The organism is Psychroflexus maritimus (assembly GCF_011089875.1).
GTDB classification, from domain to species: Bacteria; Bacteroidota; Bacteroidia; order Flavobacteriales; family Flavobacteriaceae; genus Psychroflexus; species Psychroflexus maritimus.
On record NZ_JAANAS010000094.1, the window covers coordinates 55209 to 81864 of the forward strand.

At 33.4% G+C, this 26656-nt stretch carries 26 protein-coding genes and 1 other RNA gene; 15 read left to right on the forward strand and 12 right to left on the reverse strand.

Going from position 1 to position 26656, the window contains the following annotated elements; translation table 11 throughout:
• Positions 1–5: 5 nt before the first annotated feature.
• Together G7034_RS10605 and G7034_RS10610 are read right to left on the reverse strand one after the other, a co-directional pair.
• Positions 6–650: a DUF4290 domain-containing protein gene (locus G7034_RS10605; RefSeq protein ID WP_166400934.1), complete on the reverse strand. Its 645-nt coding sequence runs from the start codon at positions 648–650 to the stop codon at positions 6–8.
• A gap of 149 nt (positions 651–799) precedes the next feature.
• The gene (locus tag G7034_RS10610) at positions 800–1087 is read right to left on the reverse strand and encodes a DUF493 family protein (protein WP_166400935.1); all 288 of its coding nucleotides are present in this window, start codon (positions 1085–1087) and stop codon (positions 800–802) included.
• Positions 1088–1143: 56 nt separating this feature from the next.
• Between G7034_RS10610 and G7034_RS10615 the strand changes: the two genes are divergently transcribed.
• The 5 genes from G7034_RS10615 to G7034_RS10635 all read left to right on the forward strand — a co-directional run bounded on the left by G7034_RS10615 (position 1144) and on the right by G7034_RS10635 (position 5624).
• Positions 1144–1677, forward strand: coding sequence for an AAA family ATPase (locus G7034_RS10615; protein WP_166400981.1), 534 nt, complete (start codon positions 1144–1146; stop codon positions 1675–1677).
• Positions 1677–3572 (forward strand): RecQ family ATP-dependent DNA helicase, encoded by a 1896-nt coding sequence (locus G7034_RS10620; RefSeq protein WP_166400936.1) that lies wholly within the window; start codon positions 1677–1679, stop codon positions 3570–3572. Before G7034_RS10615 ends, G7034_RS10620 begins: the two co-directional genes overlap by 1 nt.
• On the forward strand, positions 3569–4522 hold the full coding sequence (gene fmt / locus G7034_RS10625) for a methionyl-tRNA formyltransferase (protein WP_166400937.1): 954 nt from the start codon (positions 3569–3571) through the stop codon (positions 4520–4522). The genes G7034_RS10620 and fmt overlap by 4 nt, the downstream gene beginning before the upstream one ends.
• Before the next feature lie 165 nt (positions 4523–4687).
• Positions 4688–4960 (forward strand): HU family DNA-binding protein, encoded by a 273-nt coding sequence (locus G7034_RS10630; RefSeq protein WP_166400938.1) that lies wholly within the window; start codon positions 4688–4690, stop codon positions 4958–4960.
• A gap of 103 nt (positions 4961–5063) precedes the next feature.
• A complete protein-coding gene (locus G7034_RS10635) occupies positions 5064–5624 on the forward strand; it encodes a YqgE/AlgH family protein (RefSeq protein ID WP_166400939.1) in 561 nt (186 codons plus the stop codon).
• A 3-nt stretch (positions 5625–5627) separates the two neighbouring features.
• Here G7034_RS10635 and G7034_RS10640 read toward each other — a convergent pair whose 3' ends face one another.
• Positions 5628–7187, reverse strand: a complete 1560-nt coding sequence (locus tag G7034_RS10640) for a right-handed parallel beta-helix repeat-containing protein (protein WP_166400940.1) — start codon at positions 7185–7187, stop codon at positions 5628–5630.
• Positions 7188–7213: 26 nt separating this feature from the next.
• Positions 7214–8254, reverse strand: a complete 1041-nt coding sequence (locus tag G7034_RS10645) for a glutaminyl-peptide cyclotransferase (RefSeq protein ID WP_166400941.1) — start codon at positions 8252–8254, stop codon at positions 7214–7216.
• Positions 8255–8340: 86 nt separating this feature from the next.
• Here G7034_RS10645 and ffs point away from each other — a divergent pair.
• The 7 genes from ffs (at position 8341) to G7034_RS10680 (ending at position 12312) form a co-directional block, all read left to right on the forward strand.
• Positions 8341–8439: signal recognition particle sRNA small type (gene ffs, locus G7034_RS10650), an RNA gene on the forward strand.
• 81 nt (positions 8440–8520) lie between these two features.
• Positions 8521–8907 carry an alkyl hydroperoxide reductase gene (locus G7034_RS10655; RefSeq protein ID WP_166400942.1) on the forward strand — a complete coding sequence of 129 codons (387 nt, stop codon included), beginning with the start codon at positions 8521–8523 and terminating at the stop codon, positions 8905–8907.
• A 9-nt stretch (positions 8908–8916) separates the two neighbouring features.
• A complete protein-coding gene (locus G7034_RS10660) occupies positions 8917–9321 on the forward strand; it encodes a hypothetical protein (RefSeq protein WP_166400943.1) in 405 nt (134 codons plus the stop codon).
• A gap of 101 nt (positions 9322–9422) precedes the next feature.
• A complete protein-coding gene (locus tag G7034_RS10665; protein ID WP_166400944.1) occupies positions 9423–10289 on the forward strand; it encodes a sigma-70 family RNA polymerase sigma factor in 867 nt (288 codons plus the stop codon).
• A gap of 178 nt (positions 10290–10467) precedes the next feature.
• Positions 10468–10830 (forward strand): phosphoribosylpyrophosphate synthetase, encoded by a 363-nt coding sequence (locus G7034_RS10670; RefSeq protein ID WP_166400945.1) that lies wholly within the window; start codon positions 10468–10470, stop codon positions 10828–10830.
• A gap of 76 nt (positions 10831–10906) precedes the next feature.
• The gene (locus G7034_RS10675; protein ID WP_166400982.1) at positions 10907–11380 is read left to right on the forward strand and encodes a Dps family protein; all 474 of its coding nucleotides are present in this window, start codon (positions 10907–10909) and stop codon (positions 11378–11380) included.
• Entirely contained in the window at positions 11380–12312 is a 933-nt protein-coding gene (locus G7034_RS10680) for a mechanosensitive ion channel family protein (protein ID WP_166400946.1), read from the forward strand. Before G7034_RS10675 ends, G7034_RS10680 begins: the two co-directional genes overlap by 1 nt.
• A 44-nt stretch (positions 12313–12356) precedes the next feature.
• On the opposite strand, the gene bshA is transcribed toward G7034_RS10680, so the two are convergent.
• From bshA to G7034_RS10720, 8 genes are read right to left on the reverse strand one after another with little or no spacing between them, the layout of a single operon-like run.
• On the reverse strand, positions 12357–13481 hold the full coding sequence (gene bshA / locus G7034_RS10685; RefSeq protein ID WP_166400947.1) for an N-acetyl-alpha-D-glucosaminyl L-malate synthase BshA: 1125 nt from the start codon (positions 13479–13481) through the stop codon (positions 12357–12359).
• Positions 13482–13513: 32 nt separating this feature from the next.
• Positions 13514–16417, reverse strand: coding sequence for a glycoside hydrolase family 3 N-terminal domain-containing protein (locus G7034_RS10690; protein ID WP_166400948.1), 2904 nt, complete (start codon positions 16415–16417; stop codon positions 13514–13516).
• A 9-nt stretch (positions 16418–16426) separates the two neighbouring features.
• A complete protein-coding gene (locus tag G7034_RS10695) occupies positions 16427–16909 on the reverse strand; it encodes an ABC transporter ATPase (RefSeq protein WP_166400949.1) in 483 nt (160 codons plus the stop codon).
• Between the two features lie 2 nt (positions 16910–16911).
• Positions 16912–17703, reverse strand: a complete 792-nt coding sequence (locus G7034_RS10700; RefSeq protein WP_166400950.1) for a (Fe-S)-binding protein — start codon at positions 17701–17703, stop codon at positions 16912–16914.
• 12 nt (positions 17704–17715) lie between these two features.
• Positions 17716–18141: an LNS2 domain-containing protein gene (locus tag G7034_RS10705; RefSeq protein ID WP_166400951.1), complete on the reverse strand. Its 426-nt coding sequence runs from the start codon at positions 18139–18141 to the stop codon at positions 17716–17718.
• Between the two features lie 27 nt (positions 18142–18168).
• Positions 18169–19497 (reverse strand): (Fe-S)-binding protein, encoded by a 1329-nt coding sequence (locus G7034_RS10710; RefSeq protein ID WP_166400952.1) that lies wholly within the window; start codon positions 19495–19497, stop codon positions 18169–18171.
• A 7-nt stretch (positions 19498–19504) separates the two neighbouring features.
• Entirely contained in the window at positions 19505–20452 is a 948-nt protein-coding gene (locus G7034_RS10715) for an MlaD family protein (RefSeq protein ID WP_166400953.1), read from the reverse strand.
• Between the two features lie 57 nt (positions 20453–20509).
• On the reverse strand, positions 20510–21619 hold the full coding sequence (locus G7034_RS10720) for an N-acetylmuramoyl-L-alanine amidase family protein (protein WP_166400954.1): 1110 nt from the start codon (positions 21617–21619) through the stop codon (positions 20510–20512).
• Positions 21620–21792: 173 nt separating this feature from the next.
• Here G7034_RS10720 and G7034_RS10725 point away from each other — a divergent pair, with 173 nt between their 5' ends.
• The 3 genes from G7034_RS10725 to G7034_RS10735 all read left to right on the forward strand — a co-directional run bounded on the left by G7034_RS10725 (position 21793) and on the right by G7034_RS10735 (position 26604).
• Positions 21793–24423, forward strand: a complete 2631-nt coding sequence (locus tag G7034_RS10725) for a putative LPS assembly protein LptD (RefSeq protein WP_246166829.1) — start codon at positions 21793–21795, stop codon at positions 24421–24423.
• Positions 24424–24486: 63 nt separating this feature from the next.
• Positions 24487–24873 (forward strand): RidA family protein, encoded by a 387-nt coding sequence (locus tag G7034_RS10730; protein WP_166400956.1) that lies wholly within the window; start codon positions 24487–24489, stop codon positions 24871–24873.
• Positions 24874–26604 carry a sodium:solute symporter family protein gene (locus G7034_RS10735; protein WP_166400957.1) on the forward strand — a complete coding sequence of 577 codons (1731 nt, stop codon included), beginning with the start codon at positions 24874–24876 and terminating at the stop codon, positions 26602–26604.
• Positions 26605–26656: the final 52 nt, after the last annotated feature.

Consider the following 26656-nt stretch of genomic DNA (forward strand, 5'->3'; position numbering starts at 1 on the left):
TTAATTTATCTACGTTTACGGTTTCGGTTATTTTTATTACTCTTAGGGTGTTTTTTATGGTTGTTTTGGTGCTTTGCCTTTTTAGTTACCAAATCTGAAGCTGCTCTAAGCTCTTTAGCATTTGAATCGATATCAATAGCTCCTCCACTTAATTCTTTAAGGTGTTTAAAAATCACATCATCCTTAACCGCGTCTCGATTCCAATTCAAGAAACATTTTTTCATGTGATTAGCTATGGCCGTTATTAGGCCATTTTTCTTATCGCCGTCTTCCATCTTTACAGCTTCATCAATCATACGTTTGATGTTATTCCCGTAGAATCTGTATTTCGGGTAATTTTGCGGATATTCTAGTGGTTCTGGTCTTGAAAAAATAGCTTCTCTAGTAGGAATTGGATAAGGAGAATCAACTTCAAGTTGAAAATCACTTATAATAAATAATTGATCCCATAGTTTATGCTGAAAATCCACCACGTCTCTAAGGTGTGGTGCTATATTCCCCATAACATCTATAATTAATTCGGCTATATGATTTCTTTTTTCTCGATTTTCAACAGTAAGTGCATATTCAACCATTTTTTGAACATTTCTTCCATATTCAGGAATATGCAGTTGGTTTCTATTAGAATTGTATTGTAAATAATCTATCAAAATATATGTGAATTTGAAGTTGCTCGCAAAATATAAAAAAATCTTTTAATAATATGCATTCTTACCTAAAATGAGGAATTTATGTTTGATTAAAGTTTAATTAAAAAAAATAAGCTCCTTAAGTTCTAAAGTACTAGAAAAAGAAAAAGTTATAGAGAAACTACACCCGCTATATTTTCTCCTACATCTTTGTATTTTTGAATGACTTCATCAGGGTTTTTAAGCTTTACATGAATAGAAATGCTGGTATATTTTCCTTTAGAAGATTCTTTTGTTTTGATTACCGCTCCTAAGTTGTCAAATAATTCAACTAGCTTTTTTATCTTTGAAGCTTCAGAAGGAAGAATAAACTTAAAAAGGTAAGGCGCAGGCCAATCTGAAGTAACTTTGAGTTTTTGACGTAAGCTGGCGTAAAATTCATCAGGGTCTTTATGCATTCTTTTTTTAGGCAAATATAAATGAAATTAAGGAATTGAAAACAATCAACAGAAGAATGAATGAAAGTCGATTAAATTTGTTAATTGGTGGACCTGGCACGGGTAAATCCTCAACACTTGAGGAATTAAAAAAAAGAGGTTACCCTTGTTTTGATGAAATCTCTAGAGAGGTTACTCTTCAAGCACAAAAAGAAGGCATTGACCAACTTTTTTTAAAGAAGCCTTTACTGTTTAGTCAGAAGCTTTTAGAAGGCAGGATTTTTCAACATCAAAAAGCAAAATCACTTAATAAAACCTGTTACATTGATAGAGGTATTCCAGATATTACAGCATATATGGATTTTTTTAATGAATCATACCCTAAAGAATTTACTATAGCCAACCAAAAACACATTTACGATCAAGTATTTTATTTTCCTATTTGGGAGCATATTTATCAACAAGACAACGAGCGTTATGAAGATCTTGAACAAGCCAAAAAAATTGACCAACAACTTCTTAAGACTTACACAGGCTTAGGGTATAGCATTATTGAAGTTCCTAAAACAAGTATCAATGAACGCATAAAATTTATCACACAACATAATTAATGTCTCCAAAAGAAGTAGTAAAAAAATATTGGGGTTATGAAGACTTTAGGCACCCGCAAGACCTTGTTATAGACTCCGTCTTAAAAGGTCGGGATGTGTGTGCCTTTATTCCAACTGGCGGAGGAAAATCACTTTGTTTTCAAGTTCCAGCTCTCTGTTTAAAAGGAGTTTGCATAGTTGTAAGTCCGTTAATTGCACTTATGCAAGACCAAGCTAATGTATTAAAAACTAAAAACATTAAAGCAGAAGTACTTCAAGGTGGGATGAGCAATAGAGAAGTAGAGATTATTTTAGATAATTGTACTTATGGTCAAGTGAAATTCCTATACTTATCGCCTGAGCGGCTTCAACAGGAGTTAGTGAGAGAGCGAATTAAACAAATGAACGTAAGCCTCTTAGCTATTGATGAAGCCCACTGCGTATCACAATGGGGGCATGATTTTAGACCGGCATTTAAAAAAATTTCGGAAATTAGAGATTTATTTACATCACCTGTAAATTGTATTGCGCTAACTGCTACAGCTACACCACTTGTTCAAAAGGAAATTATTGAATTGTTAGAACTTAGAAGTCCACAAGTAATTAAAGTAAGTGTAGCTAGGAAAAATATAGCGATTAAAGTTTCAGAAACATCAGATAAACGGAAAGAACTACTAACTTTTCTTGAAAATTTTAATGGAGCAGGCATCGTTTATGTTAGAAACCGAAAATCAACCAAAGACTTAGCTCAGTTTTTAAGCTCGCATGCTATTATAAGTGAGGCTTACCATGGCGGAATGCCTTCACAAAACAGAAAAGAAGTATTAGCTAATTGGTTAAACGAGAAGACCAAAGTTGTTGTAGCCACCAACGCCTTTGGAATGGGAATTGACAAGCCAAACGTAAGAAAAGTAGTTCACTTCCATCTTCCAGAAAGTTTAGAGAGCTTTGCTCAAGAAATAGGTAGATGTGGACGTGACGGGCTATATTCGGAAGCCTTGACTGTTTACAATGAAAGTGACATTATACAAATGAAAAGGCAATTTATTGACGTACTTCCAGAAGTTAATCAAGTAAAAGAAATTTACCGAAAAATAAATGATTATTTTGGCATAGCTTATGGCGAAGGTCCAGGAAATGTATTCGATTTCAATTTTTACGATTTTTGTAAAAAATATGGCTTCCACACTAACCTAGCCTACAATACACTAGAGCTGTTAGACCGACTAAGTGTGTTAATGCTACAAAAGAATTTTCAAAAAAAGACAGCAATTAAAATTTTAGTTTCTAGTGGAAAAATTATTCAATTTGTTGAAGACAACCAACGCTATTTTGAACTAATTCCAACTATTCTTCGCATCTACAGCGGTGTTTTTGACTATTCAGTCCAGGTTGATTTGGAGTTAATAGCTCACCGAAGTAATTTAAGTAAAAAGAAAGTAAGCTTCTTACTAAATGAACTTGCGAATCAAAAAATCATCGAAGCTAAGATAAAAAATCAAGACCTGAGTCTTTCCTTTTTAGTTCCTAAAGAAAATGAACGAACTATTAATCCGCTTTCAAGAGAAATTAAGGCTTACAAAAAAGGAAAATTAAAACAAGCTAAGGCGGTAATTGGTTTCCTGAAAAACACAAATCAATGTAGAAATGTTCAAATCACTAATTATTTTGGAGAAAAAGTCAAAACTGATTGTGGCATGTGCAGCGTATGTTTATCTTCACAACAATTAAGTACGTTAACTCAAAAACAAGTTTGCGTTAAAATTGTAAATGTTCTAGAAAAAGAGAGCTTAGATTTAAAAAGCTTAGAAAGATCTACACAATTAACCAAAGACCAATTAATTGATGGATTAAGAAGACTACTTGACCAAAACAAAATTGAAATATCAAGAACTAAAACCTATAAATTAAGATGAATAAATTAAGGATTTGTTTTATGGGCACACCAGATTTTGCTGTGTCTATACTTAAAGATATCTTAGCACATAACTACGAAGTTGTTGGAGTAGTTACCGCTACAGACAAACCTGCGGGTAGAGGAAGAAAACTAAAAGCCTCTGCAGTAAAGGAATTTGCTTTAGAACAAAATCTAAATGTTTACCAACCCACCAATTTAAAGTCAGACCAATTTAAAATTGATTTAGAAGCAATGAACCCTAATTTATTAGTAGTGGTTGCTTTTAGAATGTTACCTAAGAAAGTTTGGAGCTTTCCTAAATTTGGCACTTTTAATTTACATGCTTCTTTATTACCGAATTATAGAGGAGCAGCACCAATTCATTGGGCTGTAATTAATAATGAAAAACAAACAGGGGTAACCACCTTTTTCTTAGATGAAAAAATTGATACAGGAGAAATCATCTTATCTAAATCACTTGAAATAAGTCCGTCTGAATCTACAGGCGAAATTTATCTAAAACTTATGAATTTAGGAGGAAAAGCGGTGGTAGAGACCTTACAAAAAATAGAACAAAAAGGGAGTAATGTAAAAACGACACCTCAAAGTTGCGAAAATGAATTTAAGGAGGCACCAAAATTAACTAAGGAAAATACAAAGATAAATTGGCATCAAAATGGTGAAGCTATTTATAATCAAATAAGAGGCTTATCTCCTTTTCCACTTGCTTGGTCTTATTTAAAAGAAGAAAAGAAACAACTTGTATGCAAGTTTTACGCATCAGAATTCATAAAAGAAAAACACCGCTTTCCACCTGGAAAAATAATCCTTGAAAATAAGACAATCAAGATTGCCTGTCTAGATGGGTTTATTATTCCAAAAGAATTAAAGTTAGAAGGGAAAAAGAAAATGAAAGTTAAAGAGCTACTCAATGGGTACCAATTTATGGAAACTACCCTATTTCTCTAAGGTGAGCAAAAGATATATTAATTAAAGAAAAGTCAACTAAAGTTATTAACAATTAGGCTAAGTTATTAACAATTGACGCTAATTCTGTCTCAAAGCCTTGCATAGTATGGAATTCCGTATAAATTTGCTGTAAATTAAATAGTTTAACCCTAATAATTTTAAGTTATGAACAAAACAAACTTAATTGATGCTATGGCTGAAGATGCTGGCATCTCAAAAGCTGCTGCTAAAAAAGCCCTTGAATCGTTTTTATCAAATGTAGAAGGTTCTTTAAAGAAAGAAGAGCGCGTATCTTTAGTAGGATTTGGTTCTTGGTCAGTTTCAAGAAGATCAGCTAGAGAAGGTAGAAACCCACAAACTGGTAAAACTATCAAAATTGCAGCTAAAAACGTAGTGAAATTTAAAGCAGGTTCAGATTTACAAAAAGCAGTAAACTAAACCTTTTTTTATTTCTTAGTTTAATGAAAGACCCTTTGGGTCTTTTTTTTATCTAATATTTTTGCAGTGTTATATATTTTATTATTTTTAATAAAAAATGGACATGAAAGTAAACGTACCTAAACAGGGTGTATTATTAATTGCGGAACCTTCAATAATTGGAGATTTATCTTTCAATCGGTCTGTAATTCTTTTATCACATCATTCTAAAACAGGTTCAGTTGGATTTATTCTCAATAAACTTCTTAGTGTAACGCTAAATGAACTTGTACCAGAAATCAAAGTAAACTTCAAAATTTTTAATGGAGGTCCTGTAGAACAGGATAACCTTTACTTTATTCATAAAGTACCTGAATTAATACCCAATAGCATTAGAATTGAAGAAGGGATTTTTTGGGGCGGTTCTTTTGAAAAAATAATCACGCTCATTAATGAAGAAGAGATCAACGAAGCAGACATCAAATTCTTCTTGGGTTATTCAGGTTGGGACGCCCAACAACTTGAGGATGAACTAGAAAAAGATACTTGGGTCATTAATACAGATTTTAATGTAAAAGAAGTAATTTCTTCTCCTGATGCCAATTATTGGAAATCAGAAATAAAAAAACTAGGTGGGGAATACCTTATTTGGTCTAATGCTCCAGAAAATCCAAATTTAAACTAGTCGTTAATCTTCTGGTTGAGCTGAAGCATTGTATGCACCAGCATCAGAAGGATTAATTCTAAGGTTACCTAAAAGGTCTAAGGGTACCAAGTTTGAAATATCATCATCTCCTATCATTGAAGCCCCTGAATCTAACTCTATTTTTAAGCTATTAGCACTAGGATTAAAAAAAAGTGGTGTTTCATTTAAAATCATCGACTCAAATAGGTTATTGTCTTCAAAGTCGTAAAGTGGATTATCTGCATAAGTATTATTAATGTCATTAAATCTTAAAAGCGAGTTTTTAAAACTATAATTAAACGCTGCTCCTTCTGCCCTATTTAAAATCAACTCAATATTTTCAGAACCATAGATGATGCAATTAGAAAAACTAGCTTCAACTAAATCTTCAACCAAAACACCATCTGGAGTTTGAATACTATTTTCAATTAATAAAGCAGGAAATTGCCTAAATGAATTACTCCAATAATTAGCTATTGTACAATGTCTAAAGTTATATTTTCCTCCGTATGACAAGTTAACTGAAGCCTGTCCACAATTATTAACTACCAAATTTTCTGCCTCCACATTTCCTGTTCTAGCTAAAAGACCAACTGTAGCAGCATTATATATTTGGGTGTTTTTGATACTTAAGGTAGGTTCCTCTCCTCCATCATTAGAATCCATTAAAATACCTACTGTAGAATTTTTAATAGTAACATGATTAAAAATATGATTAGTACTTCCTGCGGTTAACCATACAGCTGCCCATTGCCCAGGAACATTCTCAAAACCAGGCTCTAATCGGTCTCCTTGAAAAACAATCTCCTTCTCTAAAAGATTTTGGTCTGCGCTTAATTCGCCTTCTGCTTTTAAACTAGCATTATTAGCTACAATGAGTCCACTATTGGCATGAAAATGAAGACGTGCACCTGGATCAATTTTCAAGGTCTCACCTGGAGGAACACCTGCAAAACCATAAATAACATAGGGTTTTTCATTAGTAAAATGAAGATTTTCTTGATCTAAGAAGAAACCTTCAATTCTTATTTCTTCATCGTTCTCATCCAAGCCTAAAAGTAAGCTTTCCTTACTTCCATCTTCAAATCGCTGCGGAAACAAAAAAACTGCATCTTGTATCATAGCGACTAAATCTACTTTTTGCTGGTTTATATCGGTATCAAACAAAACCTCGTCTTCATATATGAATTGCGTCTCATCGGCAGTGAGGGCATCTATATCTGCAGTTACTTCAACAAAAACAAAAATACTATCCTTGGGTAAAATCTGAATGTCATCAAAGCTTTTTCCGGGTAAACCATCTACATTTAATCTAAAAAACGACTCTTGTCCTTTTCCTAATTCAATTTTAGGAATATTAATTGTGTTGCTACTTTTATTGTAAACTTTAAACTGGTAGGTACTAGATGAGGTGTTGCTAAATACGGTGTCTAAATAAACGGTATCTTGAGAAAAGCTAAGCTGGCCAGAGTTAGGAACACTGTCAAAGTCTTCACGACAAGAAATTGAAAGCAGGACTAAAATGCTAACAATAAGGTAAAATAAATATGTTAACTTTTTCATGATTCTTTAACGTAATCGCTTAAGATTTATTTCTTAATTATTTTTATTTCAAAAAGTTTATTCCAATTTTTTCCCGTTACAAAAAGACGCTGTGCGTTTTTATGGTAAGCAATGCCATTAAGCACGTCTAATTTTTTGTGTTGTTTGACTTGATCTTTTAGTCCTCTTAAGTCAATAATTCCCTCAACAGCTCCATTAGTAGGATTGATAATTGCTACACCCTCTTTTTGATAAGTATTAGCGTAAATCTTACCATCTACCCACTCCAATTCGTTTAAACGCGAGGACTTTCCCTTATGAGTGGTAGGCTGTATATGAGATACAACGGAGAGTGAAGTAGGATTTATTATCCAAATTTTTTCTGAACCATCGCTTTTGTAAATAAGTTCTCCATCATTGCAAAGCCCCCAACCTTCATTACCCGTTGTGTATTCAAATTCGTCAATTCTTTCAAAAGACTGTAAATCATATATAAATCCAACACCTTCCCGCCAAGTAAGCTGAAAGATTTGGTTATTTAATATGGTCAAGCCTTCACCAAAATATTGCTTAGACAAATTAATTTGCTGAAGCACTTCCCCACTTTCTAAGTGTAGCTTTCTTAATGAAGATTGACCATATTGGCCAGTACTTTCGTAGAGCGTATCACCATAAAATTCTAATCCTTGAGTATAGGCTTTACTATCGTGTGGAAACTCATCTATAATTTCGTAAGAATAAATAATGGGTCTTTGATGATTTAAAATTTGAACTTCTTTACTCTGTTTCTCAGTATGGTCTTCAGCACTAATTTGAACGTTTAAAGTCCATTTCCCAAGTTTTATATCCGAAAGTGGAATTTTTACTAATGATTCTTTAAACGTGTAATCCAAATCTTGAAATGTACATTTAATTTCGTCAATTTTGTTGAATCGATTAGATGAAAATTCAATTTCCAAAGTATCATTTGAAGTTAATTCTTCGTTCAAATTTGATTTTTTTATATGGAAATATTTTTTTTCATCCTGACTACATGAAGAAGTAAAAATGAGTAAAACAATGGTAATTAAAAACTTATATAAATTCATAAATACGTTAATTTATCAATTAACAAATTTAGTCATTTTATATGGAAAAAAACTTGCTACACTAGACAAAGATTGTATATTTGCAGCGGCAAGTCCCACACAACCAGCTCCTGTTGAATCCCCCAGGGCGGGAACGCAGCAAGGGTAAATGGTCGTAGCGGTGTGATGTGGGTAGCTTGCCATTTTTTATTATCCTTTCGTTTCAAATTTTTATTTCATACACTACTATTTATCTCCAAAATTCTTACTTTTGAAAAAAATATAATTTGAAATTAACTTTACAATTAGCTGCTCTTTACAATTTACTTTGGGGTGCTTGGGTAGTATTATTTCCCGCTCATTTTTTCACATTAGTAGGAATGGAAACCCCTAATCAATTGCTTATTTGGCAAGGTATGGGAATGGTTATAGGCGTTTACGGTCTTGGTTATTGGTGGGCTTCCTATAACCCTTTACGACATTGGCCCATAGTTATGGTGGGCTTCCTTGGAAAAATATTTGGCCCTGTTGGTTTTGTTATCAATTACCTCGAAGAAAAAGTGCCATTTGAATTCTTTTACACCTTAATCACGAATGACTTTATTTGGTGGATTCCCTTTGGAATAATCTTGCATAAAGTCCATAAAGATTACCGTTGGAAATTAACCAACTAAAGTAAATTTATGGAATTAGACCTCATCAAAAATATTGTGGACTTTGGCTTAGTCGTTTTAATTTGGTTGGTTCAGCTTTGTATTTATCCAGCATTTAGTTACTTCAAAAAAGATGAACTCCTAAAATGGCATAAGTCCTATACTCCAAGAATAACAAGTGTTGTTTTACCTTTAATGGCAACACAACTTAGTTTAAGCATATATTTTGTTTATAACGAAGCTACAACTATAGCATTAATTAATTTGATATTGGTAATATTAACTTGGGTAAGCACTTTTCTGATTTATGTTCCCTTGCATAATAAGATAAAAGCCAATCAAACACCTTTGAAGTCAAGCAAAAAGCTTGTTGATTACAATTGGTTAAGAGTTTTTCTTTGGAATTTAATATTTTTAATCAATTTGTTTTTCTAAAAACTAAGTTAATTTATTGTTTTTTGTAAAATAAATTTGGAATATCTACTTTTTATATGTATTATAGTTTTTTTGTAATATTAATTTCATAAAAGTATTAAATGAGACAATTAAAGATTACTAAGCAGGTAACCAATAGAGAGTCTAAATCATTAGATAAATACCTGCAAGATATTAGTAAAGTTGACTTGATTACGGCAGAGGAAGAAGTAGAATTAGCTCAGCGAATAAGAGAAGGAGATCAAGTTGCCTTAGAAAAACTAACTAATGCTAATCTAAGATTTGTTGTATCCGTAGCAAAGCAATATCAAAATCAAGGTTTAAAATTACCCGATTTAATAAACGAAGGAAATGTTGGCTTGGTTAAAGCAGCAAAAAGATTTGATGAAACCAGAGGGTTTAAATTCATTTCTTATGCAGTTTGGTGGATTAGACAATCCATTCTTCAAGCCTTAGCCGAACAATCTAGAGTAGTAAGATTACCCTTAAATAAAATTGGGGTTATTAATAAAATTAATAAGATGTACTCGCATCTTGAACAAGTTAATGAACGTCCTCCCTCAGCAAGTGAAATTGCCAAAGAACTAGACATGAGTGAATCTCAGGTTAAAGTTGCTCTTAAAAACTCTGGAAGACATTTATCTATGGATGCCCCTTTTAAAGAAGGCGAAAACGACTCAAATCTATACGATGTTCTAAGTTCTGGTGAGTCTCCTAATCCAGATGACAAATTGATGCTTGACTCACTAAGCATAGAAATAAATAGAGCATTAGACACTTTGTCTCAACGAGAAGCCGATGTTATTCGCTTAAATTATGGCATTGGAAATCAACCTGCTATGACTCTACAAGAAATTGGAGATACTTTTGATTTAAGCAGAGAACGAGTTAGGCAAATTAGAGAAAAAGGAATAAGAAGATTGAGACATCAATCTAAAAACAAGATGCTAAAAAAATACTTAGGATAATAACTACCCTCGCTAAGCGGGGGTTTTTTAATTATTTATAAAATGAAAATTTCAAAGTCAGCTTGGTTTTATATCATAGCCGCAGCAATTACTATATACGGCATTGTTACCGGCCTGTTTCTTCTCGTTATATTAGCTTTTCCTATTGGTCTCTTCGGGTTAAACCAAAGGAATGAAGATGAGCGTTAAACTAAGTTTAATAGCTACTTTAATAGGAATTGTTTTTAGTAACTTAGTAAAAAACATTATTATGAGCAGTATTAGCACATTATCAGAAAAAATCAATGCACTGAAATCTGAAGGTTTCACAGAAGATTTTGACGTTAAAGACGATTTAATTGTAAATTATAAAGCAAAGACTTCCTATACAACAGACCAAATTAATGTACTTTCGCATTACCGTTTTGAAGGAGCAACTAATCCTTCTGATAATTCCATTATTTATGTAATTGAAACGGAAGAAGGAAAAAAAGGAGTTTTAGTAGATGGTTATGGAACAAGTAGCGATATGTCTCTTGCTCTTGCTCAAAAACTTAAATAAGATAAATCTATTAATTAATATTTAACAATAAGATAAATCTATTTTATTATATTTGTACGAACTTAAAACAAAAAAAATTATGTATTTGAATTTAGATGAAACTAAGACAAAAGAAACTGTAAAACAACTCGATATATTATTAGCCGACTATCATTTGTACTATCAAAAGCTACGTAATTTTCATTGGAATGTAGAAGGAAAAAACTTCTTTGATCTTCATGAGAAATTTGAAGAGATGTATGATGATGCTAAAATTAAAATTGATGAAATCGCAGAGCGTATTCTTACTTTAAGAATGAACCCTGTTAGTAATTTTTCTGAATACTTAAAGTTAACTAATTTAGAAGAGTCTAATGCTAATCTTCAAGATTATCAAATGGTAGAGACTTTATTAGAAGATCACGGAAAAATTATTAGTCAAATGAGAAAAGTGGTAAGCACAGCCGATAAAGGAGGAGATGAAGGTACGATAGATTTAGTTGGTGCTTATATTAGAGAATTAGAGAAATCGAGTTGGATGTTAGAGGTTTGGTTGAAAAAACTTAGCTAATGTTGGGCATAATTTATCAAAGTGAAATTTCAACCAGCCCTTTAGACCGTGCTGATGAAGTTAGAACAGAATTAATTGATAAAGTTTCAGGTTGGGTAGATACAGCAATTCTTAATCTGCCCAACTTTATTTTGGCTATACTTGTCTTCATTTTATTTATTTTTTCAGCAAAGTACATTGGAAATCTAGTTGGGAAAATAGTAGAAAAAGGAAAAGCTTCAAAATCTGTTCAACTCATAATGATCAAAGTTACTAAGGTAACAATCATTATGGTAGGTTTTTTTGTTGCATTAGGTATATTAAACTTAAATACTATTCTTACTTCAGTATTAGGTGCCGCTGGTGTTGTAGGTTTAGCTGTTGGTTTAGCACTTCAGGGAACCTTAAACAACACTTTTTCTGGTGTGGCACTCAGTTTTCAGCCTAGAATTCAAATTGGTGATTGGATTGAAACCGATAATCATGCAGGAAGAGTAATTGACATCAATTTGAGAAATGTTGTTCTTCAAACGCCTGATCAAAATATGCTAATTATCCCAAATGCAAATTTAGTTAACCAATCCTTTAAAAATTATTCTAATACTAATAGAGGTAGAATAATAGTTGATTGTGGAGTAGGTTATGAAAGTGATTTAGACCGCGTTCAGAAGATTACAGAAGATACTATTAAAAAGCACTTCAAACAAAAAAAAGGAGAGGGAATAGAGTTTTATTATGTTGGATTTGGAGATAGTTCTATCGATTTTAAAGTTCGTTTTTGGGCAAATGTAAGAGATAATAAAGATGTTTTGGCTGGACAACATAAAGCCATACTAGAAATTAAGAGAGCTTTCAATGAAAATGATATAAACATTCCGTTTCCAATCAGAACGCTTGATTTTGGTAAAAATAAATTTAGGTCAGAAACTATTTCTATCAAGCAAGAAAGTTAGCGTTTTTATTTGCCATAAATTTTTACTTATGCTGTTTGTATGCTTTACAAACAGCATATCTTCTCATATAAACGTTCATACATTGGCAAGACTTGATTGATATCAAACTTTAGAGCAGTTTGCTTAGCAGAATGCTTAAACTCCTCAAGCCGGTGGTCATCTTCAAGAATAAAAATAGCTTTTTCTATCATTTTTTTGGTATCGCCAACATCACATAAAAAACCAGAAACTCCATCTTCATTAACTTCAGAAAGCCCCCCTGTATTTGAAGATATCACTGGAACTTTATAAGCCATGGCTTCTAAAGCTGCTAAACCAAAGCTTTCTTTTTCAGAAGGCAATAGAAACAAATCAGAAAAACAAAGAATACGTTCAATTTCATTACTTTTACCCAAAAAGATAATTTTATCTCTAATTCCTAATTCGTAGGCAACCTTAGAAGCCATTTCTCGGTCTGGACCATCTCCTATTATTATAAGTTTCGATTTAATTTTTTTCTGAACACCATGAAAAACTTTAATCACATCCTGAATACGCTTAACTGGTCTTAGATTACTAATATGAATTAAAATGCGTTCGTCAGGTGCAGCCATCAAATGACGTTTACAATTATCAAAACCATCTTTAATATTTGAGAAATCTATAAAGTTAGGAACAACCTCTATTCTATTTTCAATAGAAAAAATAGCTAAAGTGTCCTTTTTTAAACTATGGGAAACTGAAGTAACCGCATCACTTTTATTAATACTGAAATTAACAGCGGGCTTATAAAAATTATGACTCCCTACCAAAGTAATATCTGTGCCATGCAACGTGGTCATCATTGGAATACTAATATTTTCTTCCTTGAGCATCTGCTGAGCCATGTAACCAGCATAAGCATGGGGAATAGCATAGTGTACATGAAGAACATCTACTTTGTGTTTCTTAATTACAGTTACTAATTTGCTAGATAATGCTAATTCGTAAGGTTGGTAGTGAAACAATGGGTATTCAGGAACAATTACTTCGTGGTAATGTATATTATGCGTCAAATACTCTAGTCGAACGGGTTGTTTATAAGTAACAAAATGAATTTCGTGCCCTCGTTTAGAAAGGGCAATTCCTAATTCAGTGGCAACAACTCCACTTCCTCCAAAAGTAGGATAACAAACTATGGCTATTTTCATTGAGTAAAGGCATTTAAAATTCTAAAATCGATTTAATCTTCCAAAATGGAATCATAAATAATTTGTTGAATTTCTGTTCTTATATTTTCATCTATTAATTTTTTGTTTTCAGCTGAAGGAAAGGTTCTATTAGATAAGAAAATGTAAATGATTTCTTCCTCTGGGTCTGCCCAAGCATAAGTTCCTGTAAACCCGCTATGGCCAAAACTTTCTAAAGATAAGCAACCACAAGTAGGGCCGCTATCTTTTAATTGAGGCTTGTCAAAAACAATGCCCCGTCTTACCTCATCTTCGCAGAAATAACAAGTATTAAATTTGTCTATAGTAGTTTCTTGAATAAATTGCTTCCCCGAGTACTTCCCTTTATTCAAGTAAAGATACAAGATCTTTGCTACGTCTTCTGAATTTCCAAATAAGCCGGCATGCCCACCTATTCCTCCCATCATTGCAGCTCCTTGATCATGAACGTGACCATGCACAAGTTGGTTTCTCCAGATTAAATCCTCTTCAGAAGGTGCTATCTGACTTAATTGAAACTTTTCTAAAGGATGGTAAGTTAAGTTTTTTAGGTTCATTGGTTCATAAAAATGGGCTCTGACTAAGTTTTTTAAACTACCACCAAAGTAATATTCAATATATTCTTTGGCTAAATAAAAGGGTAAATCTGAGTATTTATATTCTAATGAACTTTCTAATTTTGAATCTATAATTTTATGATAAATACTATCTATATAAGTAGTCTTTATATACATATTATTAGCTACCTGAATTGAGTGTTCTTCAGTTTTCACTGAACTGTAATAGGTGTCAAAATCTTCTATTGTATCAGCAAAAAAAGGTATCCAAGCTTGGAGTCCTGCATAGTGTGAGAACACGTTTTTCAATTTCAAGTCGGCTTTGTTTGTCCCATGTAAGTTAGGAAGTAAATCACTTAATGTAGATTCAAAATCAAAATCGCCCTTTTCATGAATTTGCATCATTAATGGCAAACTAGCCAGTATTTTAGTAAGTGATGCTAAATCATAAATAGTATGGTTAGAAGTTGGTATGAGTTTTTTGTAGGTGTGGTACCCATAAGCTTTTTGGTGGACTATTTTACCCTTTCTTGCTACCAAAAGCTGAAGCCCTGGAGACATTTCTTTATCGATTACAAGATTGGCAACGCTATCTAATTTTGAAGTTAATTCTTGAGAAAATCCTACATTTTCTGGATAAGCATAGCCTAAAATTGAATTTCTATTCAATTTCAAACCACTTCCTTCGCTAAAAACGTTTGCTATACTAACAGGTAATTTACCTTGAATTGAATAAGCGCCAAATATACTTTGCGCTGCAGTAGTTTGAGCAATTTCTTTATTTTGATAAACTTGCAAGACCGCATCAATAGAAATAAAACTATTAATTTTTTTTAATGCATAAGGACTTGTAAAGTTAACGAGTATAACATTACTTTCTTTAGCTATTGCTTGAAGCAGTTTTAAATCATTTTCAGAAAAATGATAGTTCTTCCAAGGAGTAGCATCCGACTTATGGTGGCCAATAATTACTTGATCGTATTCACTTAATTTAGGTAATAAACTGGCTATTTTTTGGTCATCTAAATAATCTACTTTTTTAAACTTATTTAAAGCTTTAAAAAAGGCTTCACCTGAGGCATCGCCTAAATGAACATAAGCAAGACTTTCCTTTTTAATTGGTTGAATAGGAAGCACTCCCATATCGTTTTTTAGTAGAGTAATTGCTTTAGCAAAAACTTCCTCATCAATAGCTTGATTAGTAACTTCATTTAGCTCTTCGTATAAATTGACTTCATCCACAAATTTATTTTGTTCATGATGTAAATTAGCTAAATACTTCGCTTGAAGAATTTTCTTTACAGAATGAGCCAAACGAACTTCAGTTATTTCTCCTTCTTGGTAGGCGTTATGGAATAATTGAATAGCCTTTGGAATATTTTTAGAAATGAGCATGACATCAACGCCGGCTTTAAACGCCATCAAATCTACTTCACCAGGTTCATTAAAATTGCTAACCCCTTTCATGTTTAAAGCATCAGAAAAGATAAGTCCTTCAAATTCCATCTCTTCTTTAAGTAATTTAGTGACTACATCAAAAGAAAGACTGGTCGGTAGGTCTTTTTCAGCAACTAAACTAGGTACATCTAAATGAGCTATCATGACACTATGTGTGCCAGATTTAAACAGTTGCTGAAACGGGTAAAGTTCAATTTCTTTAATGCGTTCTTCTGAAAACTGAATACTAGGTAAGGTTAAATGCGAATCTTGATCGGTATCGCCATGGCCAGGAAAATGCTTTACATTAGAAAGCACATTTGCCTTGTGCATTCCATTCATAAATGCAGTGGCAAGTGCTGCTACTCGGTTTTTATTTTCTCCAAAAGAGCGATTTCCTATTATAGGATTGTCTGGGTTTGTATTTAAATCTACAACGGGTGCAAAGTTCATGTGAACTCCAAGTCTATGGTTGTGTTTCCCTATTTGATAACCAACTCTTTCAACAGTTTTTAGATCTTTAACGGCGCCAATGGTCATATTCCATGGAAATGCATAGGTAGAATCTAAGCGCATAGCTAAGCCCCATTCTGCGTCCATTGTTACTAGAAGCGGAATTGTAGAAATTGCTTGGAGTTGATTGTTTGCTTGTGCTTGTAGATGAGGACTTCCTTTAGAAAAGATAACACCTCCTAATTGATGTTTTTCAATCAAATTTTTAATGGAAGAAATGTGTCTTTCTCCCTTTTCAGTAAAGACATCAACAATAAAAAGTTGGGCTATTTTCTGTTCTACAGTCAAGCTATTGTAAACGCTATCAACCCATTGTTTTTGTTGCGCTGAATTAGCATGAATTAAAGGGTTTTGAGAAAATCCAAGTTGTACTACAAGAAACAGAAATAATGCAAAGCAGTAAATTTTCATAGTATTATTTTATAAAAATCTACTATGCCAGCTATCGGTTATTGGTACTTCCCAATGCTCTTCAAATTCAGATTTATTATTTACTAAGTTATTGAAAACAATAGTGTTTGAGGAAACTGCCTTTTGTTTTACCATTTTTTTGAACTCTTTCAGCTCTTTATAGGCTATAAATTTTCCTTGTTTAAATGATACATTCATTCGATCAAGCAAATCTACTTCATAGATTTTTTCAAGTTCTTGAATAAAATGTACTTGAGCATCAATAGAACAACCAGAAGCTTCTCCATTAGTTGGGTCAAGACCAAGTATTAAAAATCGGTTATATTTTATTAAAAACCCAGCCGCTAAGTCTTTTCCATGGGCAGTCCATTTTTCTAGGAAAGAAGAAACTCTAATATTCATTTCGGCTACTTCTTCTTCAGTAAAACTTCGGTTAGCCTGATACACCCATATTCTTGCATGGCCTGGTAGTTCTTTAAAATTTTTTAGCATAATTAAAGATCTTCTGCATTAGCAATCATTTCTACAACATCAAGTACTTCAATAGCGTCTTCCTTACCTTCGTGCTTCACGCCATCGGTCATCATCGTATTACAAAAAGGACAACCAGCGGCAACTACATCTGGTTTAACATCAACAGCTTGTTCAGTTCGATGAATATTTACCTCCTTGTCGCCTTTTTCTGCATCTTTAAACATTTGAGCTCCACCTGCTCCACAGCATAATCCTTTACTTTTACACGATTTCATTTCAACCAACTCCACTTCAAGCTTTCTTAAAAGATCGCGAGGTGCTTCATACTCATCATTGGCCCTACCCAAGTAACAAGGATCATGAAAAGTGATTCTTTTTCCTTTGTATTTTCCTCCCTCTACTTTAAGTTTGCCCTCGTTAAGTAAGGATTTCAAAAACTGTGTATGATGCATCACTTGATAATTTCCTCCTAAAGAAGGATACTCATTTTTAAGTGTATTAAAGCAATGTGGACAAGTAGTAACCACTTTCTCTATTTCATAAGCATTCATTACTTCTATGTTAGTCATGGCTTGCATTTGAAAGAGAAACTCATTTCCTGCACGTTTAGCGGGATCTCCAGTGCAACCTTCTTCGGTACCTAAGACGGCAAAATCTACACCTACTTTGTTCATTATTTTTACAAATGCTTTTGTGATTTTTTTTGCTCGGTCATCAAAACTTCCAGCACATCCTACCCAAAACAAAACCTCAGGTTTTTTTCCTTCTGCTAAATATTGTGCCATAGTAGGCACATTTAATTTCTCGCTCATAAGTTATGTGATTTATTCTTCAAAAACTTCTATCGTTACCTTTTTCTCTATTAAATCTGTAAATTTTCCTTTGTATCTTGTGGCTCTAACTAGGTGATTATCTATCCAATGATAATTTCCTCCCCTAGGTTTTCCCATCAATAGTGAATGATATTTAAATCCGTGGGTTTTTAACCAAGCCTCTGTAACTTTTCTATGTTCGTTGGTTCGTGAAGTAAAAAAGCAAATTTGATGTCCTTCTTCATACCATTTGTTTAAGGTAGCTAAAGCGTCGGGAAAAGGTTTACAGGTTGCCATTCGTTCAGGTTCCTCATTAGGAACATCTTCTGTAACTGTTCCGTCTATATCTATTAAATAATTTTTTATATGCTTAGGAAGTACAGGACTAAGCTTCTCACCGTCTTTCTCTAAGGTTTGGAGTTTTACTTTTTTACTCATCTTAATTAATTTAGGGGGTTAACTGAATTACTCGTTTACCCAGTTCAAACGATCTTGCTGGTTATATGGCCAAGGCGCAGCGTTGTTTTCTATATTTCCCATGGCGTTGTTTAGCTCGGTTGGAGCTGCGGTTTCTTCCATCACTAAATACTGTCTCATATCCATAATTATAGATAAAGGATCAATTCCAACAGGGCAAGCTTCAACACAAGCATTACAAGTAGTACATGCCCATAGCTCTTCTCTTTTGATGTAGTTATCAAGCAATTGCTTTCCATCATCTTTAAATTCACCTTTGTTAGCATCAATATTTTTCCCAACCTCTTCAAGACGGTCTCTAGTATCCATCATAATTTTTCTAGGCGAAAGCAATTTCCCTGTTTGATTAGCTGGACACTCTGAAGTACAACGCCCACATTCTGTACAAGTATAAGCACTTAGAAGTTGAAACCAATTTAAATCCTTAACATCTGAAGCACCAAATTTTTCAGGCATATCCTCCTCTGCTCCTTCTTCAGGTGCTGCAAAGGGATCGGCGTTGGGATCCAACATCATTTTTACCTCATTGGTTACAGAATCTAAATTTCTAAACTTTCCCTTTTCTTCTAAATTTGAATAATAAACATTTGGAAAGGCAAGTAAAATATGCAAATGCTTAGAATAGTATAAGTAATTCAAGAAAAAGAAAATGCCTAAAATATGAGCCCACCACGTTCCTCGTTCAAGAGCTATTAATGCAGATTCAGACATTCCTTCAAAAAGAGGAGCAATAAATTGACTTATTGGATAAGCTCCAGCTTCAACATAAGCCTCATGCCCTATTCTTTGAAGTTGTAAATCGGATGCATTCATAGTTAAAAACAAAACCATTAAAACAACTTCAAAATATAAAATGTAATTTGCATCGTTTTTAGGCCAGCCCTTTAACTCTCTAGACATAAAACGTTTAATATTCATCGCGTTTCTTCTAATCCAGAAAAGAATTACTGTTATTAAGACCAATAAAGCTAATATCTCAAAGCTCCCAATTAAAAAGCTATACACAGGACCTAAAAAAGAAAACACACGATGCGTACCTAAAACCCCATCAATAATAATTTCTAGAACTTCAATATTAATAATCACAAAGCCAACATAAACTATAACATGTAAAGTTCCGGCAATGGGTTTGGTTACCATTTTAGATTGACCTAAAGCCACTCTAAGCATTTTGTTTAACCTTGTTTTTTTTCGATCATTCCGATTAACCTCTTGGCCTAAGTTAATATTGCGTTTAAGCTTCCTCACATTATTAGCGAAAAAATAAACAGCAAAAGCAAGGGCCGCTATAAATAATAGTTGTGGTAGATACTCCATAGGTTATTTATTTATCATCCTCGGGTTGAGAATAGGCTTTATTTTTTTTACCAAAGATAGAAAAATGAACATATCTTTTGGGGTTTAACTTCATATCTTGTAACAATTCTTCCATTTGTTTAGCAGAAGCTTCTAAGTTATCGTAAAGCCCATCATCATCAAGTAGCTTTCCTAAACTTCCTTCTCCTTTTTCTAGTTTACTGGTTACAGAATTTAAATTCTGTAAATTTTGTTTCAGCTCAATAAACATAGGTTGAATTTCCAGGGCAGCTAGCGAATCTGAAATACCTGCAAAATTAGCAGATGCATGCTCGAGGTTATTCATAGTTGTTCCAAACTTACTTTCGTTTTCATCAAGCAGACCATTAATTTTTTTGGTGGTTTGGTTGAACGACTTAAGTGTAGTTTCAAACTCAGCAATTGAACTCTTTATACTTTGTTTTGAATCTATATCCAACACAAAATTTAAAGAAGCAACTAAACTATCTATACCTGTAACTGCATTTTCTACCTTAAATTGAAGAGGTGTTAATTTGTCATTTACCAATTCAAATAAACCACCCTCTACTTCCGAAGTTAACGTATCTCCTGAAACAGCTGGTTTCTGATTATTAAAATTAGGTTCAATGGCTATGCTTTTTCCTCCTATTAAGTCGCCGCCATAAATCTTAGCAACTGAAGATTTAGAAAACTCAAAATTATTTTTTACATTGAAAGAAACCACCAGTTTAGCTTCTCGATTTAGAAACTCAATTTTCGAAACATTTCCTACTTGAAGTCCATTTATAGTTACTGGTGAAGAAGAAGATAATCCTTCTACATCATCGTAAACAGCATAGAAAGTTCTTGTTTTTTCTAATATATTTTCGCCTTTTAAAAAGTTGTAGCCAAAAATGATTAAAGCAATGGCAATAAGTGCTAGTAATCCTGTTTTAATTTCCTTTGATAATTTCAAAATAGTTCTGTATTAGATGACAAATTTAAAAAACCTTAAATGAAAAATGAGTATAAATTAATTTAGTTTTGATTTTAATGCTTTGTTAACGCTTACTTTTTCACCATTAGCATCAAAAGCAACTATAAATGAAGAATCAAAACCTTTTTCTTGAGCAATACTCAAGAAATCTTGAGCTTCCATATAGTCCTTTGTTTCACCAAAGTGGTATTTGTAAAATTCATTTTCAAAAACAACCTCTACTAACTCCAAACCATTAAAGTTTTGCGGAGAAGGTGCTATTTTTTTTGAGCCAGCGGCAATCTGAACTTTAAAAGTAAATGCTTTATCATCATCAGCTTGTCTTTCTCTAATGCTCGCCATTTCATCCTCAATACTCACAAGGTTGATATCTGATTTATAATTAACAATAGCTTGAGCAATTTGATTAGCCATCAATTTTTTATTAGCTTCAGATTTTAAGTATCTCGCATCAATTTTATTAGTTAAAAAACCTAATTCTACTAAAATACTTGGCATATAAGTTTCTCTTAACACAAGAAAAGGCGCTTGTTTAACTCCTCGGTCTTTTCGTTTTAAATGATCGATTACACTGGTTTGAACTTGGCTTGCCGCTAAAATACTTAAGTCAAGAAACTCTTCTTGCATCAATTCAAAACTAATGTAAGATTCAGGAGACTCTGGATCAAACCCACCATAAGTAACTTCGTAATCATCTTCCAAATAAATCACCGAATTTTCTCGCATGGCTATATCCATATTTTGCTCAAAATCATTTCGGTTTGGTTTAGTTCCTAAAACAAAGGTCTCAAAACCTAACGGGCCAGTTGAGGCTACACCGTTGCAATGCACAGAAACAAACAAATCTGCTTTAGCTTTATTGGCAATATTAGCTCGTTCGCTTAGCCCAATAAAAACATCAGTTTTTCGGGTGTAAATAACCTCCACATCTACCTCTGTTTCTAGAATTGCACCTATTTTCAAAACTACATCCAAAGCCACGTCTTTCTCTACTAAGCCATTTCCAGAAGTACCAGGATCACCATCTCCGTGACCAGCATCTAAAACCACTTTTAACTTGTTAGATTGAGCGTAGGTTGCTGTAAAACAAACAGAAACAAGAAGTAAAAAACTATAAAAAAAAGGAATATTCGTATTTAATTTCATCAACGTTTATTAATTAAAACAATTTAAAACATACAAATTTATTTTTTATACCGAGGTCAATTAAAAAATATGTAATTTTGGCGGTTTTAAAACTTGAATTTTATTATCCAAAAATAGTATAAATCAGCTTGCGGACAAATTTATTCTACATACTTTTTGTAATGCTTTTTGCAATGAATGAAATTTCAGTTGCGCAAGACTTAGATAGCATCCAGCCAACTAAGCCCACAGAAACAATTATTGATAGTTTACTAAGCCCAGATTTAAGTCCGAAAATTGTTCAAGATACTACTCAGGCAAAAAAACAAATGCTAGTAGATATTGTTAAATCCTATGCCAAGGATTATAAACACATGGATAGAAGGAACAATAAAATGACCCTGTATAACGAAGCAAAGATAGAGTATGAAGACATGGTCATCACGGCAGGTCATATCATTATGGACACCGAAAAAAATGAAGTTACTGCAAAAGGAATAAAAGATTCTACTGGATACACTCAAAAACCAGTCTTCAAACAAACAAACGATGAGGTTGAGCCAGATTCATTAAGGTATAATTTTGATACTGGAAGAGCTATTATTTACAATTCAAGAACAGAACAAGGCGGCTTTAAGGTGAAAGGACAAGTTTCTAAAAGAGAAAATGATTCTGTTTTTTATGTGAAAAACGCAAAATTTACAACAGCCGATGATATTGATGATGCTGACTACTTTTTTAAAGCCAGCAAAGTTAAATTTGTGCCAGGTAAAAAAATTGTTACAGGACTTGTTCAAATGCACGTTGTTGATATCCCTACTCCACTCGCGCTTCCGTTTGGTTATTTCCCACTAAGCGATAAGGCTTCCTCAGGTTTTGTGCTTCCATCCTTTGGAGACAATAGACAACGAGGTTTCTTTTTAATGAATGGTGGGTATTATTTCGCCTTAAGTGATTATGCAGATTTATCAGTTTTAGGTGACTATTACACCAACGGAAGCTGGGCTACAAGAATTGATTCTGACTACCGAGTTAGGTATAAATATAACGGTACCCTAAGTTTTAGGTATGAAAACTTACTTCTTGAAGAACGTGGGTTCCCTAACTTTTCTGAACAAACCATTTTTAACTTACGTTGGAGTCATCAACAAGACCCAAAAGCAAACCCCAGTAGCCGACTTTCAGCTTCGGTGAATTTAGGTTCTTCAAACTTTTATCAGCAATCAGTAAATCAAGCCAATCAAGGAAATTTCATGAACAACACCTTAAATTCTTCTGTGTCTTGGAATAAAACTTTTGAAACAGGACCAGGAATGAATTTAAATATTTCTGCTACACACAATCAAAATACGAATACAGAAGAAATAAACATGACCTTACCTACACTTCAGTTTAGTGTAAATAGAATGTTTCCTTTTGCTCCTAAATCGGGTCCTAAACGAGGGGCAATTCACAACATTAACCTTCAGTATAATTTACGTGGAGAAAATCGAATTCAGACCACCGATGAAGAATTTTTACGTCCTGAAATGTTTAATGACCTTAATGCTGGAATGCGTCATTCTATTCCTATCAATACAAACTTTAAAGTGCTTAAACATTTTAATGTTGCTTTAAACGCTAATTATGATGAAACTTGGGTTATGCGAACTTTTGAACAAGGCTTTGACCCTAACGAACAGCAAGTTGTAAGAGATACCATAAATGGATTTGATTCCTACCGCACTTATAGTATGTCAACAAGTGTTGGTACTACTGTTTATGGTATGTTTGATTTTGGAGATGAAAGCAAATTCAAGGCTATTAGACACGTTGTAAGACCAACATTAGGTTTTTCTGTTAACCCTGGTTTTGACCAATTTTACGACCAATTTACCCGCGAAGGGCTTGGAGCTACCCCAGACCAAATTGTAGAATACTCTAGATTTGAAGGAACACTTTTTGGCGCCCCTAATAAAAATTTTGCCAGTAATCTAAACTTTGGTATCACTAACGATATTGAAGCTAAAGTAAATAAACGTGACTCAACCTTAACAGGAGACGACCGATTTAAAAAGGTGAAACTCCTCAACAACTTTGGAGTTAGTTCAAGCTACAACTTTGCTGCCGATTCACTCCATTTATCTCCCATTGCATTAAGAGGAAATATCCCTGTGGTAACTGATAAATTTGACATCAATCTTATTGCCGCCCTAGACCCTTATGCATTAGATAATAACAATAGAAGAATTGATAAATGGAATATTGATAATGGTGGAAGCTTGTTTAGATTAACCAATGCCAATATTAGTTTTGGTTACTCCTTATCAGACAAAATTTTCAGCAAAGATGACCAAGAGGAAGAAGAAGAGGACGATGCACTAAGCAACGAATCTTTTAGAAGTGGAGGAAGAAAAGATGATTTATTTGGTGATGGACAAATGATGAACGACCCCAGAAGTCAGAAAAATCAAGAACCTAAAGAAGATGAAAACGAATACTACAATTATAAAATACCTTGGAGCTTGAATTTAGCTTACACCATGTCTTATACAAATACAGCAAGACAAAATGAAATTTCTTCTCATTCTATCATGTTCTCTGGAAACGTAGAAATTTCTCCTAACTGGAAAGTAGGAATTTCTTCAGGTTATGACCTAGTAAACAGAGGATTTACATTTACTCAACTCCGATTTAACCGAGATCTTGGAAGTTTCAATTTTAGTTTAAACTGGACACCCATTGGTCCTCGAGAAAACTGGTTCTTCTTTATTGGTATGAAAGCGAATATGCTAAAAGATATAAAATACGATAGGAGAAGAGAGCCAGATCGTCAATTAAGGTAATTTTTAAAAGCCGATTAATTGATAAATTTACTTACTTTTGAAAATGCTTTTAATTAGAAATAAATGAAAAAAATTATTAATACTGCAAAAGCCCCAGCTCCTATTGGCCCTTACAACCAAGCCACTCTTATTGGAGATTTTTTATATACTTCAGGACAAATTGCTATGACTCCTGAAACTAAAGAACTTAAGCTAGGAAATATGAAAGAGGAAACCAAGCTTGTAATGCAAAACCTTCAAGCTATTCTAAGCGAAGCTGAAATGACATTTAATAATGTTGTAAAAGTGAGTATCTTTATTTCTGATATGAATAACTTTGCTGAAATTAATGAAGTTTACGCGCAGTACTTTTCTGAAGAAAATGCTCCCGCTAGAGAAACCGTTGAAGTGGCTCGTTTACCTAAAAACGCGAATGTTGAAATCAGCCTAATTGCTCATAAAAAAGCTTAAATGATACTAAGCCTAATAGACTGGATTATCTTAATTGCCTTTTTTGCGTTAAGCTTGTTTATTGGTGTATATGTATCAAAAAAAAGTGGTAAGAACACCGAAAATTTCTTTTTGTCAGGCAGAAATATGCCGTGGTGGCTTTTAGGAGTTTCTATGGTTGCCACTACATTTGCTGCCGATACTCCAGGTTTAGTAGCAGGTATAGTAAGAGAAGATGGTGTAGCTGGAAATTGGGTTTGGTGGGCTTTTTTACTAACAGGAATGCTAACCGTTTTTTTCTACGCTAAATTGTGGAGAAAAAGTAATATTACAACCGATTTAGAATTTTATGAATTACGCTATTCAGGAAAAAGTGCAGCTTTTCTGAGAGGCTTTAGGGCTTTGTATCTAGGCGTTTTCTTCAATATTGTAATCATGGCTACAGTTTGTTTGGCCGCCATAAAAATAGGTCATGTACTCTTTGGGTTTTCAGATGTTGAAATTTTAGTTGTAGCTTGTGGAATCACCTTAATTTACTCCATGCTTGGAGGTCTAAAAGGAGTTTTAATAACCGATTTTATTCAGTTTTTCATTGCCATGGCAGGTAGTATTGGTGCCGCTTATTACGTGCTTCAATTACCTGAAATTGAAGGGATGCACAACTTAATTCAAGCATCTAACCTAAGCGAAAAAACTTCCTTTTTTCCTGATTTTTCAAAACCTGAAATCTATATTCCTTTATTGATTGTCCCTTTAGCAGTGCAATGGTGGAGCGTTTGGTATCCTGGTGCAGAACCTGGCGGAGGTGGGTATATTGTACAACGAATGTTAGCTGCCAAAGATAAAAATCACGCTACTAAAGCCACCTTGTTTTTTACCATTATGCACTACGCCATAAGGCCTTGGCCTTGGATTATTTTAGGTCTTGCTTCATTAGTAATGTACCCAAACTTAGCAAGTCTTGCTGAGGCATTTCCAAATCTTTCTAAAGAATATTTAAAAAATGATTTAGCTTATGCCGCAATGCTCAAGTATTTGCCTGCCGGACTTTTAGGCTTGGTCGTTACCTCTTTGGTAGCGGCATTTATGAGTACGTTGTCAACGCATCTAAACTGGGGAAGTAGTTATGTAGTTAACGACTTTTATGTACGCTTCATTAATCCCAAGGCGTCGGAAAAAAAGAAGGTTTGGATAGGTAGAATTTCCATTTTTTTAATGATGTTTTTAGCCGCTATTTTATCAAGACACCTCAACGAAGCCAAAGAAGCATTCGATTTATTATTAAAAATTGGTGCTGGTACAGGCTTACTTTTTATACTTCGTTGGTTTTGGTACCGCATCAATCCTATAAGTGAAATTGTAGCTATGTTAAGTTCATTTATTGTAGCCCTTGTCTTTTTTCTTCACAACAAATTAAATTGGGAGTTTTGGCAGTTAAAAAATCACGAAGAGTTAGTTGTTACAATTGTAATTACAAGTATTTGCTGGATTGGTGTTAGTTTATTAACGCCTAAAACTTCAGCCAAAAAAATAAAAGAGTTTGAAGATACTGTGTTTGATTCAAAGAACAAGTTTAGTCACTTTAAACCAAAAATCATTAGTTTTTTTGCAGCAGTCATTGCTGTATATTCCTTACTATTTGCTACAGGATACTTTCTCTACGCTAAGTATTTACTAATGAGTATTAGCCTTTGTTTTTCAGTCATTGGATTTTTTATCATAGCAAAATTTTGGAAAAAAATCATTGCTTAAGTCCATCAAAAAAATCTCTTCAGTTTTGATTAAAAACCTAATTTTAGGGTAA